The sequence below is a fragment of the Streptomyces canus genome (assembly GCF_041435015.1).
Lineage (GTDB): Bacteria > Actinomycetota > Actinomycetes > Streptomycetales > Streptomycetaceae > Streptomyces > Streptomyces canus_G.
Map to the genome: position 1 here is coordinate 651,374 of NZ_CP107989.1, position 14,408 is coordinate 665,781.

The 14,408-nt window shown below is 70.4% G+C and carries 12 protein-coding genes and 1 pseudogene; 4 read left to right on the forward strand and 9 right to left on the reverse strand.

The annotated features are described in order from the left end of the window. Nucleotides 1–201: 201 nt before the first annotated feature. The 9 genes and pseudogenes from OG841_RS03155 to OG841_RS03195 form a co-directional block, all read right to left on the reverse strand. Nucleotides 202–837: a LutC/YkgG family protein gene (locus OG841_RS03155; protein ID WP_371563207.1), complete on the reverse strand. Its 636-nt coding sequence runs from the start codon at nt 835–837 to the stop codon at nt 202–204. Then, nucleotides 834–2,333 (reverse strand): LutB/LldF family L-lactate oxidation iron-sulfur protein, encoded by a 1,500-nt coding sequence (locus tag OG841_RS03160; protein ID WP_328642893.1) that lies wholly within the window; start codon nt 2,331–2,333, stop codon nt 834–836. The genes OG841_RS03155 and OG841_RS03160 overlap by 4 nt, the downstream gene beginning before the upstream one ends. Then, the gene (locus OG841_RS03165) at nt 2,330–3,070 is read right to left on the reverse strand and encodes a (Fe-S)-binding protein (protein WP_328642892.1); all 741 of its coding nucleotides are present in this window, start codon (nt 3,068–3,070) and stop codon (nt 2,330–2,332) included. The genes OG841_RS03160 and OG841_RS03165 overlap by 4 nt, the downstream gene beginning before the upstream one ends. Next, nucleotides 3,061–3,815, reverse strand: a pseudogene (locus OG841_RS03170) (amidohydrolase family protein). Before OG841_RS03170 ends, OG841_RS03165 begins: the two are co-directional and overlap by 10 nt. A 33-nt stretch (nt 3,816–3,848) precedes the next feature. Further along, nucleotides 3,849–4,160: an L-rhamnose mutarotase gene (locus OG841_RS03175; RefSeq protein ID WP_328642891.1), complete on the reverse strand. Its 312-nt coding sequence runs from the start codon at nt 4,158–4,160 to the stop codon at nt 3,849–3,851. Then, a complete protein-coding gene (locus OG841_RS03180) occupies nt 4,157–5,185 on the reverse strand; it encodes an aldo/keto reductase (RefSeq protein WP_328642890.1) in 1,029 nt (342 codons plus the stop codon). The genes OG841_RS03175 and OG841_RS03180 overlap by 4 nt, the downstream gene beginning before the upstream one ends. Next, nucleotides 5,182–5,940, reverse strand: coding sequence for an SDR family NAD(P)-dependent oxidoreductase (locus OG841_RS03185; protein ID WP_328642889.1), 759 nt, complete (start codon nt 5,938–5,940; stop codon nt 5,182–5,184). Before OG841_RS03185 ends, OG841_RS03180 begins: the two co-directional genes overlap by 4 nt. Beyond that, complete coding sequence (locus tag OG841_RS03190) at nt 5,937–7,274, reverse strand: L-fuconate dehydratase (RefSeq protein ID WP_328642888.1); 1,338 nt, start codon at nt 7,272–7,274, stop codon at nt 5,937–5,939. The genes OG841_RS03185 and OG841_RS03190 overlap by 4 nt, the downstream gene beginning before the upstream one ends. Nucleotides 7,275–7,288: 14 nt before the next feature. Beyond that, nucleotides 7,289–8,140, reverse strand: coding sequence for a fumarylacetoacetate hydrolase family protein (locus OG841_RS03195; RefSeq protein ID WP_371563217.1), 852 nt, complete (start codon nt 8,138–8,140; stop codon nt 7,289–7,291). Nucleotides 8,141–9,003: 863 nt separating this feature from the next. Here OG841_RS03195 and OG841_RS03200 point away from each other — a divergent pair. The 4 genes from OG841_RS03200 to OG841_RS03215 all read left to right on the forward strand — a co-directional run bounded on the left by OG841_RS03200 (nt 9,004) and on the right by OG841_RS03215 (nt 13,637). Next, nucleotides 9,004–10,053 (forward strand): sugar ABC transporter substrate-binding protein, encoded by a 1,050-nt coding sequence (locus OG841_RS03200; RefSeq protein WP_371563221.1) that lies wholly within the window; start codon nt 9,004–9,006, stop codon nt 10,051–10,053. Between the two features lie 134 nt (nt 10,054–10,187). Next, entirely contained in the window at nt 10,188–11,801 is a 1,614-nt protein-coding gene (locus OG841_RS03205) for a sugar ABC transporter ATP-binding protein (RefSeq protein ID WP_371563224.1), read from the forward strand. 2 nt (nt 11,802–11,803) lie between these two features. Next, nucleotides 11,804–12,847, forward strand: a complete 1,044-nt coding sequence (locus tag OG841_RS03210; RefSeq protein WP_365116094.1) for an ABC transporter permease — start codon at nt 11,804–11,806, stop codon at nt 12,845–12,847. Between the two features lie 88 nt (nt 12,848–12,935). After that, the gene (locus tag OG841_RS03215; RefSeq protein ID WP_059203957.1) at nt 12,936–13,637 is read left to right on the forward strand and encodes a FadR/GntR family transcriptional regulator; all 702 of its coding nucleotides are present in this window, start codon (nt 12,936–12,938) and stop codon (nt 13,635–13,637) included. Nucleotides 13,638–14,408 lie beyond the last annotated feature (771 nt).

The window sequence follows — 14,408 nt, forward strand, 5'->3', positions numbered from 1 at the left end:
GGGCCTGGGGGAGGGAGGCTCAAGCGGCTCGCATGAACATCGGATGTATTAACAGCCATCTAGGCACGCTGCGTCTAGAGTACGGGAAGAGAATTCAGATAATCCCTGTTCATGACCTCACCCCTTAAACCCGAGGGAAATATACATAGGATGTCTATTGAGGGCTGATCAGGGGCCGAAAAGGGGGCACGGCGACACCGGCTACGCGTCCTCGACCACGACGATGTCGAGCGTCCTGGGCCCGTGCACGCCCTCGACACGGTCCAGTTCGATGTCGCTGGTGGCCGAGGGGCCGGAGATCAGCGTCGACGGACGGCAGGGGTCGAGCAGCACCAGTGCCTCGGGTACGTCGGGAGCGATCTGGTCCGCCCTGACCACACAGATGTGCTGGTCCGGAAGCAGGGTCAGGATCCGCCGCCCCTGGCCCGGACCATGGTCGAGCGTCACGGTGCCGGTCATGGCGATGGCGGTGGCGACAGTGGTGACCACGGCGTCCGCCGCGTCGAGTTGCCCGACCGTCAGCGACGGGACATCCGTCAGCAGGGACCAGGGCCCCGACGGAACCAGGTCCTCGGGAAGCCCGTACGGCACCACCAGGGACCGTGCGCCGGTGCGGACCAGTGCACGACCGACCGCGGCCGCGGCATCGGCGGCCGGGACACGGACCACGGTGGCGCGGTACTCGGCGGCACGCTCGGCGAACAGCGCGACGACGTCAGGTCCCGCGTGGTCGACGCGCTGGACGGGCGCACGGGGCACGTCGTCGGCGCGCTCGGAACCGGGAACCCCGGACAGCGCTTCCCGAATCGCGCTCAGGACACTCTCGCGGCCGCTCATCGTCGCCCCTCCCCCTCCGCCGCCGTACGGGCGTCGTCATTCGTCGGTGTTCTCGTACGGCGCCACCAGGCGCGCAGGGACTCGCGGGCCGGCGCCGGGGTGTCCCGGGTGCCGGACCAGCGGGCGAACGGACCGGGCAGGGCGCCGATCCGGCCGTCACGGGCCACCAGCCGGGCTCCGACGGCGGCCAGGCGCTGCACGGCGGCCAGCCGCCGCGGTGAGCCCAGGACAACGCCCGCTGCCTTCATGGCGAGTCCCTCGGTCGTGGGAAGCAGCCGGCCCCGGCGTTTGGCCTCCACGGCCTCGGCGCGCAGGTGGACCAGCACCTCGGGAATGTTGATCTTCACGGGGCAGGCGTCGTAACAGGCCCCGCACAGGGTCGAGGCGAAGGGCAGCGAGGCAGCGTTCTCGATGCCGACGAGCTGCGGGGTCAGGACGGCGCCGATCGGCCCGGGGTAGACCGAACCGTAGGCATGGCCCCCCGTGCGCTCGTACACCGGGCAGACATTGAGGCAGGCCGAGCAGCGGATGCAGGCGAGGGCCTGGCGGCCCACCTCGTCGGCGAGGGTGGCGGTGCGGCCGTTGTCGAGGAGCACCAGATGGAAGTGCTGAGGGCCGTCGCCCTCGGTGACGCCGGTCCACAGCGAGGTGTACGGGTTCATCCGCTCACCGGTCGACGAGCGGGGCAGGAGCTGGAGGAACACGTCCAGGTCGGCGAAGGACGGCAGGACCTTCTCGATGCCCATGACGGTGATCAGGGTCTCCGGCAGGGTCAGGCACATCCGCCCGTTGCCCTCCGACTCCACCACCGCGATCGTGCCGGTGTCGGCGGCCGCGAAGTTGGCGCCGGAGACGGCGACCTTGGTGCGCAGGAACTTCTCCCGCAGATGCAGCCGGGCCGCCTCGGCGAGGTCTCGGGGCTCGTCGGTGAGGTCCTCGGGGGCGGGCCTGCCCCACTCCCCCATCTCGCGCCGGAAGATCTCCCGGATCTCGGAGCGGCCCCGGTGGATGGCCGGCACGAGGATGTGCGAGGGACGGTCGCCGCCCAACTGCACGATGAGTTCGGCGAGATCGGTCTCGTAGGCACGGATGCCCGCGTCCGCGAGCGCCTCGTTGAGGCCGATCTCCTGAGTCGCCATCGACTTGACCTTGACGACCTCGTCCGCACCGGTCTGCTTCACCAGGTACGTGACGATGCGGTTGGCGTCGGCGGCGTCCGCCGCCCAGTGGACCACTCCCCCGGCGGCGGTCACCGCCTTCTCCAGGCGCAGGAGATGGTGGTCGAGATGGCGCAGGGTGTGACGCTTGATCGCCGCGGCTGTCTCCCGCAGTTCCTCCCAGTCCTCCAACTCGGCGGCGACCGCCAGGCGCTTGTCCCGGATGGTGCCGGTCGCGCGGCGCAGGTTCGTCCGCAGCCGGGAGTCGGCGAGCGCGGAGCGCGCCGCCTCGGGGAAGGCCGGAGTGCCCAGCCATACGACGTTGTCCGCACCGGTCACCGTACGTCCCCTTCCGTGGCGGCCAGGATCTCGGCCAGGTGCATCGTGCCGACCCCGGTACGGAGCCGGGACAGGCCGCCGCCGATGTGGGTCAGGCAGGAGTTGTCTCCGGCGGACAGGATCTCGGCGCCGGTGTCCTGCACATGGCGCATCTTGTCGGCGAGCATCGCGTTGGACACGTCCGCGTTCTTCAGCGCGAAGGTGCCGCCGAAGCCGCAGCAGGACTCCGCGTCGGGCAGTTCGACCAGGTCAATGCCCTTCACGGCACGCAACAGCCGGAGCGGACGGTCGCCGACGCGGAGCATCCGCAGCGAATGGCAGGTCGGGTGGTAGGTGACGCGGTGCGGGAAGTAGGCGCCGACGTCGGTGACGCCCAGGACGTCTACGAGGAGTTCCGACAGCTCGTACACCGTCGGGACCACCTGCTCGACCGCCTCGGCGAGGGCGGAGTCGCCGTACTGGGCCGCCACCACGCGGTGGTGGTCGCGCACCATGCCCGCGCAGGACCCGGAGGGGGCCACGACCGCGTCGTAGCCCGCGAAGACCTCGGCGAAGCGGCGGACCATGGGCAGGGTCTCGGGGCGGTATCCGGTGTTGAAGTGCATCTGGCCGCAGCAGGTCTGGCCCTGTGGGAACTCCACGGTGTGGCCGAGCCGTTCCAGGAGTTCGGTCACGGCGCGTCCGGTGCGGGGGAACATCGTGTCGTTGAAGCAGGTGATGAAGAGGGCTATGCGCATGGGGTTTCCTGGTGCGGGGCCGGCGGTGCGGGGACGGGCAGGTGGCGGGTCCGCACGGCCGGGGCGGTGAAGACGTCGTGGCGCTCGGCCGGGGCGAGTCCGGCCGTCAACTCGCTTGCTACGGCGATCACTTCGGCATAGCTGGCGGCGAGTGGGCAGACCGGCCAGTCGGACCCGGCCATCGGCCGCCGCGGTCCGAAGGCGTCGAGCAGGGTGTCGGCACACGGCACGAGAGCCGCGGTGAGTCCACGAGATCCAGTCGGCTTCGGTGGCCGTGCCGGAGAGTTGGCAGACAATGTTGGGGAGGGCGGCCAGGCGCCGGATCTGCGGTGCCCACGGGGCGAGTTCACCCGAGGCGACGGGCGCCTTGCCGAGGTGGTCGAGGACGAACGTGAGGCCGGGCAGTTGCTGCGCGACCTCGACGGCCGCCGCGCGTCGGTGGGGCCGGACCACGAGGCCGTGGACGAGTCCCGCCTCCGCGACCGCGGCAAGGCCGCGCGGTACGTCGGAACGGACGAGCCGGCGCGGGTCCGACTCGCCCTGCGGGCGCGGTCGGGTCGCTCCAGCCGACGACTCCGGCGACCCGGTCGCTTTCCGCGGCCAGGGCCAGAGACTCCGGGGTCTCCTCCGGCACGGTGAGCGTCCGAACCAGCACCGTGGCGGTGAAACCGGCGCCGCGGGCCACCGGTGCCAGGTCGGCGAGGGTGAAGTCGCGCCGCAGCGGGGCGAGTGCGGCCCCGCTGATCCAGTTCTGGTCGCGGACGGGTCTCCGCCCGGGTCACAGCCGCCACACCACCGGCAGCGAGGCGTCCGCACCCTGCGCGGAGTAGTCGTGGACGACGTCGAGCAGGTCGGCCATCCGGGCCTGCCAGGCGATGTTGACGGGCAGCTCGTCGAGTTCGGCGATCATCGCCTGGTAGTCCTCGACCTCCAGTACGTGGAACAGGTCCGTTCCGCTGCGCCAGATCGTCCATTCACTCCCGCCCGCGGCGCGGATGGCGGCGGCGAGTTCCTTGGGCACCTCCCGGTGCGCGGCGTCGTACTCCTCGATGCGGTCGGCGCGGACCTTGGTGTGCAGGGCGACCTTCATGAGGGTTCCTTCGGCGGCATGGCTCCCCCTACGCGTGTGCCGGCGGGGACGGGGACGCCCGGGTCCAGCAGGCCCTCGGCGCGCAGTTCGTCCCACAGGGCGTCCGGAATCGGGCGCCGCAGCTGTTCGACCGTGTCGCGGACCTCGAGCGGGGACCGCGCGCCGGTCAGGACGCTCGCGACCGCGGGATGGCCGAACGGGAAGCGCAGCGCGGCGGCCCGCAGCGGCACGCCGTGGCGTTCGCAGACCGCGAGGAGGCGCAGCGCGCGGTCGAGGACCGGCTGGGGCGCGGGGGCGTAGTCGTACGTGGCGCCGGGCCGGGGAGCCGTCAGCAGCCCGGAGTTGAACACCCCGCCGATAACGACGCTGCGGCCCCGGGCGGCCGCCTCCGGGAGCAGTTCGGTGAGCCCGTCCTGTTCCAGGAGGGTGTAGCGGCCGGCCAGCAGCACCACGTCGATGTCGGTCTCCCGCACGAGCCGGGCGGGCAGCGCGGACTGGTTCATCCCGACACCGATCGCTCCGATCACGCCTTCGGCGCGCAGCCGCTCCAGCGCCGGGTACGCCTCGCGCAGCGCCTGCTCGGCGTGGTCGTCCGGGTCGTGCAGCAGGGCCACGTCGATGCGGTCGACGCCGAGGCGTTCCAGGCTGGCCTCCAGGGAGCGCAGCACTCCGTCGGCGCTGAAGTCCCAGACCCGGCGGTGGGTGGCCGGGACGGCGAAGCCGTGGGCGAGGTCGTCGCCCACGCCACCCCCCGGATGCGGCACAAGGTGCCGGCCCACCTTGGTGGAGAGGGTGTAGGTGTCACGGGGGCGGTCCCGCAGCGCGGCGCCGAGCCGCCGTTCCGACAGGCCGAGTCCGTAGTGGGGCGCGGTGTCGAAGGTGCGGATTCCGGCGTCCCAGGCCGCGTCCACGGTGGCCTGGGCGGCCTCGTCGGTGACCGGGTGGAAGAGGTTGCCGAGGGCGGCACAGCCCAGCGCCAGTTCCGAGACCGGTACCGCGGTGCCGCCCAACGCGGTGGTCCTCACGGCCGGTCCACCGGGCGCAGCCGCAGTCCCTGCATGCCGCCGTCCACCGCGAGCGCGGTGCCGGTGACGGACGCCGCGGCCGGACTCGCCAGGTAGACGATGGCGGCCGCCACCTCCTCGGCGGTCACCAGACGGCCCATCGGCTGGCGGGCGTCGAGGGCGGCGCGCTCGGCCTCCGGGTCGTCGGCGGCGTCCAGCAGCCGGGACACCCAGGGGGTGTCGGCCGTGCCGGGGTTCACACAGTTGACCCGGATGCCCTCACGGACGTGGTCGGCGGCCATCGCCAGGGTGAGCGACAGTACGGCGCCCTTGCTGGCGGAGTACAGGGCGCGCTGCGGCAGTCCCGCGGTGGCCGCGATGGAGCAGGTGTTGACGACGGACGCGTGCGCGGAGCGACGCAGGTGGGGCAGGGCGGCGCGGGTGGTACGGACGATGCCGAGGACGTTGACGTCCAGGACGCGGTGCCACTGCTCGTCGGTGTTGTCCTCGACGGTGCCCACCGCCCCGACGCCCGCGTTGTTGACGAGGATGTCGATACCCCCGAGCCGCGTCACCGCCGCGTCCACGGCGGCACGCACGGAGGCGTCGTCGCTGACGTCGGCCTTGAAACCGAGCAGCGGTGCGCCGGCGCCGTCCGGATCGAGGTCGAGCACGGCCACCGCCGCGCCCTGCGCCGCCAGTGCGCGGGCCGTGGCGAGCCCGATGCCGGACGCGCCGCCGGTGACGACGGCCCTGAGTCCTGACAGAGCGGTCATGCCGCCTCCTCCTGCGCGGCGCGGTCGGCCACCCAGAACGCGCCGTCCGGATAGCGGAACTCGGTGATGGACTCCTCGTGCATGGTGGCCGAGAAGCCCGGCGCGAGGGGCGCGGTGTAGTGGCCGTCCCTGATGACCACGGGCACCGTGAAGTGCTCGTGGAGGTGGTCGACGTACTCGATGACCCGGTTCTCGGTGGTGCCGGACAGCGCCAGGTAGTCGAACATCGACAGGTGCTGCACCAGCTCGCACAGGCCCACTCCGCCGGCGTGCGGGCACACCGGCACGCCGAACTTCGCGGCGAGCAGCAGGATCGCGAGGTTCTCGTTGACGCCGCCGACGCGCGCCGCGTCGATCTGCAGGACGTCGAGGGCGCCGGCCTGGAGGAGCTGCTTGAAGACGATGCGGTTCTGCACGTGCTCGCCGGTCGCGACCTTCACGGGGGCGACGGCCTTGCGGATCGTCGCGTGGCCGAGGATGTCGTCGGGGCTGGTGGGCTCCTCGATCCAGTAGGGGTCGAACTCGGCGAGCGCCTTGGTCCACTCGATCGCCTCGTCCACGTTCCAGCGCTGGTTGGCGTCGATGGCGATGCGGATGTCGTCGCCGACGGCGGCACGGGCGGTGCGCAGGCGCCGTATGTCGTCGTCGACGTCGGCGCCGACCTTGAGCTTGATCTGGGTGAAGCCGTCCGCGACGGCCTGCTTGGCCAGCCGGGTGAGCTTGTCGTCGGAGTAGCCGAGCCAGCCCGGGGAGGTGGTGTAGCCCGGGTAACCGCGCTCCCGCAGGACCGCCTCACGCTCGGCGAGACCTGTGCGGCCCTCGCGCAGGAGGGTGAGAGCGTCCTCGGGGGTGAGGGCGTCGGCGATGTAACGGAAGTCGACCTGGGAGACCAGCCACTCCGGGGCGGCGTCGGCGAGCAGCTTCCACAGCGGCTTGCCCTCCCGCTTGGCGGCCAGGTCCCACACGGCGTTGACCACGGCGCCGATCGCCATGTGCATCACGCCCTTCTCGGGGCCGAGCCAGCGCAGCTGGCTGTCGCCGATCAGGTCGCGGCTGAGGGAACCGGGGTCGGCGCACAGCTCCTGGACACCACGGCCCATGAGATGGGGCCGCAGCGCGTCGATCGCGGCGACCTGGACGTCGTTGCCGCGTCCGATGGTGAAGGTGAAGCCGTGGCCTTCGTGTCCGTCGCCGGCGTCGGTGCGCAGCACCACGTAGGCGGCGGAGTAGTCGGGATCCGGGTTCATCGCGTCCGAGCCGTCCAGTTCCCGGGAGGTGGGGAAGCGGACGTCGTAGGTGTCGACGGCGGTGATCCGTACGGGTGTCGCAGTCAAGGGGGTGCTGCCTTTCACGCTTGGGCGAAGGTCTGGCGCTGGCTGCCGAGGCCGTCGACGGAGAGCTCGACGGTGTCGCCGGGGCGCAGGAAGGGAGTGCCGGGAAGGCCGAGGGCCACGCCCGCGGGCGTACCGGTGTTGATGACGTCGCCGGGCTCCAGGACCATGTACTGGCTCAGGTACGACACGATGTGGTCGACGGCGAAGATCATGTCGCTGGTGTGGCCGTCCTGCCGCTTCACGCCGTTGACGCTCAGGTGCAGGCCGAGGTTCTGCGGGTCGCCGGCCTCGTCGGCGGTGACCAGCCACGGGCCGAGCGGGTTGAAGGTCTCGCAGGACTTGCCCAGGTCCCACTGCGGCGAGTACTCCAGCTGGAACTCCCGCTCCGAGACGTCATGGCTGATCGCGTAGCCCGCGATCACGGCCCGCGCGTCCTCGGGGCCGTCGAGGTAGCGGGCCCGCCGGCCGATGACGACCGCCAGCTCGACCTCCCAGTCGGTCTTGACCGAGCCGCGGGGGATGAGCACCTGGTCGTTCGGGCCGACGACCGTGCCCGGGTCCTTCATGAACACCACCGGGCGCGGCGGGATCGCGGCGCCGGTCTCGGCGGCGTGGTCGCGGTAGTTGAGACCGACGCAGATGACCTTGCCGGGGCGTGTGACGGGTGCGCCTACCCGCAGGCCGTCCTGTTCGAGCTCGGGCAGTTCTCCGGCCGCGACGGCCGCACGAGCCCGGTCGACTCCCCCGGAGGCGAGGAAAACGCCGTTGATGTCCGGAGTCACGGAGGACAGATCCAGCAGCCGGCCGTCGTCGGTGCGGACGGCGGGCCGCTCCTCACCGGGGGCGCCGACTCGTAGCAGTTTCACTGGGGGAGCTCCCTTGCCATGCGGGATTCGTCTGAGGGGTGGTCGGCCGTTGAGCCGGAGCCGCCGGCGTGCGAGGGAACGGACCGTTCCGGCTCTCACGTATCCGCGTCGACAGTCATCGGATGTATGGCGGCACAGTGACCATAGATGCCGAGATCCACACCTGACAAGAATTCCTCGGATGTATTTCCTCGGCTTGGCCAGTCAAGCCCTCACGCGCGCAGATCTCCCAAGCTCACGCATGGCCACGGAGCCGATACGCGCCACACCATCCGATGAATCCAGAGGAGAGCCAGAGGGGCTCCATCCCAGATGGAACCGCGGCTAGCGAGCATGTCACTGGCTCATACGGGGTGACACGGCCCCCCTTGAGACGCCCCGCCTGCCTCGGCCCGCCGACCCAGACCGCCGCCCCGTTGCCGAATCGTGAGTTACCGCAGCGCATCGCCCGCCCCCTGCGCAGGCCACGAACACACAGGTCACGCAAGGCGCCGACGCAAGCTCCCGACGCCGGGGAGGCGACCTCCTCGACCCAGGACGCCCCGTCCCGCAATTCTCTGGCGGCGAACTCTTGTCAACCTCGGCAACGTCGTCGTAACGTCCTCGACGTCCCGAGATACATCGGAGGAATGGTCGCATCGGCCCATGCGACCGTTCGGCTCGCATTCGTGCACCGCTTCGCCTCCGGTCCTCGGGCCCCCTGACTCACCCTCACCTCCGACCCTGCCGGGCATGATCCGCGCGCTTCCGCTCCGGATCTGCACCTCCCATCCGGCGCGACCTCGCCCTCCCCCGCAGGCAGGTTCGTCCCCTCCCACCCTCGCCCTGCGGCCCCGTGCCCTGGCTAAGGAGAGAACACGGCCATGAAGCTCGCTCGCACCCGCTCCACCGCTGCGGTAGCCACCACCGTCCTCGCGGTACTGGCCCTCGCCACCGCGTGCAACCGCGAAAGCACCGGTTCGGTCGCCTCGGACGGCGGCAAGCCCGCCATCGGCATCGACCTGCCGCGCTCGGACTCCGACTTCTGGAACTCCTACGCGCAGTACGTCGACAAGGACATCAAGACCGACGGCATCAAGGCCCTGCCGATCAGCAACTCGCAGAACGACGTCACCAAGCTGGTCGCCAACGTGCAGGTGTTCCAGAACACCGGCGCCAAGGCCGTCGTCATGGCCCCGCAGGACACCGGTGCCATCGCCTCCACCCTCGACACCCTCGCGTCGAAGAAGATCCCGGTGGTCAGCGTCGACACCAGACCCGACAAGGGCGACGTGTACATGGTGGTCCGCGCCGACAACCGGGCCTACGGCACCAAGGCCTGCGAGTTCCTCGGCAAGCAGCTGGGCGGCAAGGGCAAGGTCGCCGAGTTCCAGGGCGCGCTGGACTCGATCAACGGACGCGACCGCTCCGAGGCCTTCGCGGAGTGCATGAAGACGAAGTTCCCGAAGATCAGGGTGTTCGAGCTGCCCACCGACTGGAAGGGCGACGTGGCCTCCGCCAAGCTGCAGAGCCTGCTCGCCCAGCACCCAGACCTGAACGGCATCTACATGCAGGCGGGCGGCGTCTTCCTGCAGCCGACCCTGGCCCTGCTGGAGCAGAAGGGCCTGCTCAAGCCCGCCGGGCAGAAGGGCCACATCAGCATCGTCTCCAACGACGGCATCCCACAGGAGTTCGACGCCATCCGCAAGGGCCAGATCGACGCCACGATCTCCCAGCCCGCCGACCTCTACGCCAAGTACGCGCTGTACTACGCCAAGGCCGCAGCCGAGGGCAAGACCTTCCAGCCGGGCAAGACCGACCACGACTCCACCATCATCAAGCTTCCCAACGGCCTGGAGGACCAGCTGCCCGCGCCCCTGGTCACCAAGGACACCGTCGACGACAAGTCGCTGTGGGGCAACAACGTCGGCTGACGACCGACAGCGTCCGCCCGCCGCGTCGGGGAACGGAGCCCCCCGTCCCCGACGCGCAGCCCGCCGCACCCCGCCCCGGGTGCACACCCACGCCCCTCGGCCCCAGCCTCCGTACACGAAGGACGGTATCCACCATGGCGGACACCGCGACCACCCCGCCGACCGGCCCCGGCACCCCGGCCCCGGTGGCCGAGGCGACCGGCATCAGCAAACGATTCGGCGCGACCGTCGCACTGCGCGACGCTCGTATCACCGTCGCCCCGGGCGAGTCCCACGCCCTGGTCGGACGCAACGGCGCCGGCAAGTCGACCCTCGTGTCCATCCTCACCGGACTCCAGCAGCCCGACACCGGAACCCTGCGCTTCTCCGGCGAGCCGGCGCCCGCCTTCGGCGACATCGACGCCTGGCGCTCCCGGGTCGCCTGTGTGTATCAGCGCTCCACCATCATCGGTGACCTGACCGTCGCCGAGAACCTCTTCCTGAACCGGCAGAGCGCCGGGGCGGTGCAGCCCATCCGCTGGAGGCAACTGCGCCGACGAGCCGAGGAGTTGCTCGCGGAGTACGGCGTGGCCGTCAACCCCGCCGCGCGGGCCAAGGACCTCACCGTCGAACAGCGGCAGTTCGTGGAGATCGCGCGGGCCCTGTCCTTCGGTGCGCGCTTCATCATCCTCGACGAGCCGACCGCCAAACTCGACGCCCGCGGCATCGACCGGCTCTTCGAAAAGCTCCGCGAACTCCAGCGCCAGGGTGTCGCCTTCCTGTTCATCTCCCACCACCTGCAAGAGGTCTACGACCTCTGCACCACGGTCACGGTCTACCGCGACGCGGGCCACATCCTCACCGCCCCCGTCACCGAACTCGGTCACCAGGCGCTGGTGGAGGCCATGACCGGCGAGTCGGCCTCCAAGATCACCGCCACCGCCGGCGAGCGTCCCGCCCCGCGGTCCGACTCCGCGCAACTCCTGACGATCGACGGCCTGACACTGCCCGGTGTCTGCGAGGACATCTCCCTCTCGGTCGGCTCCGGCGAGGTCGTCGGGCTGGCCGGCGCCACGGCGAGCGGCAATGTGCAGGTGGGTGAGGCCATCGCCGGTCTGCACCGCGCCAAGGACGGACGCATCACGGTCGGCGCCAGGACCGTACGCACCGGCAGCGTGCCCTCCGCGCTCGCTGCCGGAGTCGGTCTCGTCCCCGAGGACCGCCACCTCCAGGGGCTGGTGAACAACCGCAGCGTGGCGGAGAACGCGACGCTGACCGTCACCGCCCAGCTCGGCCCGTTCGGCACGGTGCTGCCCGCCCGTACCAAGGCGTTCGCCGGACGCATGATCCGGGACCTCGACATCAAGACGCCGGGAGCCGCCACCCCGGTCTCCGCCCTCTCCGGCGGCAACCAGCAGAAGGTCGTCGTCGCCCGCGCCCTGGCCACCGACCCTCACGTGCTGGTGGCCATCCGCCCCACCAACGGCGTGGACGTCAAGTCCAAGGAGTTCCTCCTGGGCCGCATCCGGCAGGTCGCGGACGTCGGCAAGGCCGCGCTGATCGTCTCCGACGAACTGGACGACCTGAAGGTCTGCGACCGGGTCGTCGTCATGTTCCACGGACGCGTGGTCGCCGAGTTCGACCACGGCTGGAAGGACGAGGACCTCGTCGCCGCCATCGAAGGGGTCTCCGGCGAGGCGACCCGCGCCACCACGTTCCCCGAATCCGCCGTACCCGCCTCATCCGGCGCAGACGAGCACGGAAGGTAGTCATGTCCGCCACCACAGATCTCACCGAGCCCGCAGTGAGTCCGGCCGAGCCGGCCGCCGCGGACGCCACGCGCCGCCGGGTCGACCTCGGGCGCTTCCGTGAACTGTCCCTGGTCCCGGCGATCCTCGTCCTGGGCCTGATCGGGTTCATCGTCTCGCCGGCCTTCCTCACCTCCGACAACCTCATCGGTGTGCTCCAGCAGTCCACCGAGCTCAGCCTGTTGGTCCTCGCCACGACCTTCATCCTGATCAGCGGACGGATGGACCTGTCCCTGGAGTCCACCATCGGTGTGGCCCCCGTCATCGCCGTCTGGCTCGTGCTGCCGACCAGCGGTGGGCGGTTCAACGGACTCGGTCTCCTCCCCGAGTGGACGGCGGTCCCGCTCTGTCTGCTGGTCGGCGCCCTCATCGGCGCCGTCAACGGCTTCCTCATCCTCAAGCTGCGCCTCAACGGCTTCATCGTCACCCTCGGTGCCCTGACCATGCTCCGCGGGCTGCAGGTCGCCCTCTCCGAGGGCCAGTCCATCGTGGAGCTGCCCTCCTCCTTCACCTACCTGGGCAAGGCGTCCTGGCTGGGCATGCCCGCAGCCATCTGGGTGTGCGCGCTGCTCTTCGGCATCGGCGGCGGCGCCCTGGCCTGGCTCCGGCACGGCCGGGCGCTGTACGCGATCGGCGGCAACTCGGAGGCCGCACGCACCGCCGGGATCCGCGTCGACCGCATCGTGTGGATCGTCCTCATCGCCGGCAGCGTCCTCGCCGCGTTCGCCGGCATCCTCTACAGCGGCCACTACGGCTCCATCTCCGCCACCCAGGGCAGCGGCTGGATCTTCCAGGTCTTCGCCGCGACCGTCATCGGCGGCGTCAGCCTCAACGGCGGCAAGGGCTCCGTGTTCGGCGCGCTCACCGGTGTGCTGACCCTCCAACTGGTCGTGAACGTCATGACGTTGGCAGGCGTACCTCCGCTGTGGAACCAGTTCCTCAACGGGGCCATCATCATCGTCGCGCTGATCATCTCCCGGTTCGCTTCCGGCGAGAAGCAGGAATAGCCACGCGCGGATCGGCGGCTCCGCCCGCCCCGGGGCACACTCGGCGGAGCCGCCGGCCGGCACTCCCCCCACTCAGAGAGGCACCCTCGTGGCACTCACGGACGAGGCGATCGACAAGATCAAGGCGATGATCGTCGCCGGCGAACTCGCACCCGGCTCCCGACTGCCCAAGGAGGAGGACCTCGCGGGACAGCTCGGTCTGTCGCGGAACTCCCTGCGCGAAGCCGTCCGGGCGCTCACCGCCATGCGGATCCTGATCACCCGGCAGGGCGACGGCACGTACGTCTCCAGCCTGGAGCCCCACCTCCTGCTGGAAAGCCTCTCCTTCGCCGCCGATGTCTCCCAGGGCCACACGGCTCTGCAACTGCTCCAGGTACGCCGCCTGCTCGAACCGCAGGCGACAGGGCTGGCCGCCGCGCTGCTGAAGCAGAAGGACCTCCAGGAACTGCGCAACATCCTCGACCGGTCCCGGACCGTGACCACCGTCGAGGAGTTCGTCGCCCACGACATCGCCTTCCACCTCAGGATCGTCGAAGCCGTGGGCAACCCCGTGCTGTCGATGCTGTTGCAGGTGCTCTCCACCCGAACCCAGCGTGTCCGCATCGTCCGCGGCAGCCAGGCCGATCACGCCCTCAACAACGCCCACGACGACCACGAGCAGATCCTCAGCGCGCTCCAGTCACGTGACGCCCTGCTCGCCACTGCCGCGGCGACCGTCCACATCACGGCCGTGGAGCAGTGGCTGGCCAGCAGCCTGACCGACGACCCGACGCGAGCGATCGTCGACTGACCTCCCGCACCCCGAGGCAGGAACAGGCCGAGTCTCGGTTTGAAGCCGTCGACCCCGGCGGCTGACCCGAGCGGATCGTCCTCGGCGTCGGCTTCTCGGAGGCGGCACACATGACAGTGAACGGCTGCCTGCAGTACTCGAACGCACCACGTCGCGCAGGAAGCCCTGTCGGCGTGGTTGTGTTGTTTCGGACCGGCGTTCCTTTCGGAGGGCGTCGGCGGGAACAGGACACCCGGGACCGCGGCCGGGGTGCGGCGCGAGCCGCCCGATCCGACCGGCCGGGCATACCGATCGCGTTGTGCGAGGCCGCCGCGACGCCGACGTGGAAGTCGTCGTCCTCGCTGCGTCACCCATCCCCGCTGCAACTCGACATAGTACAGACCCTCCGCCTTCACAATGAATCGTACTCATTTTGAGGAAGCGTTCAGCGAATCCGATGCTCCGGCCTCTGCGAGGCACGGGAATACCTCACAAAGCCTCACAAAACATCATCAAAGTTGCCTGACTCTCGAAAATTGTGCCTGCACATCCTCTTGACCATGGTCGCAATAGAGCGCCTAATTTCTTCGACTGCCGACCCCACCCCTCTCCTCAGGGCGCACACAACGCAGTGGAGTACTCATGGCCACAAGGAAGCCGACCATCCTGACCGCCGTATCAGGCGGCGACCTCCCGATGGGTCCCGGCACCAGCCTTCGTGGCGGGGGTATCTCCGCGTCCACGCTGCCGTGGGACCCGGCATCGAAGCCGCTCTGCACCGCGCCCACGTGC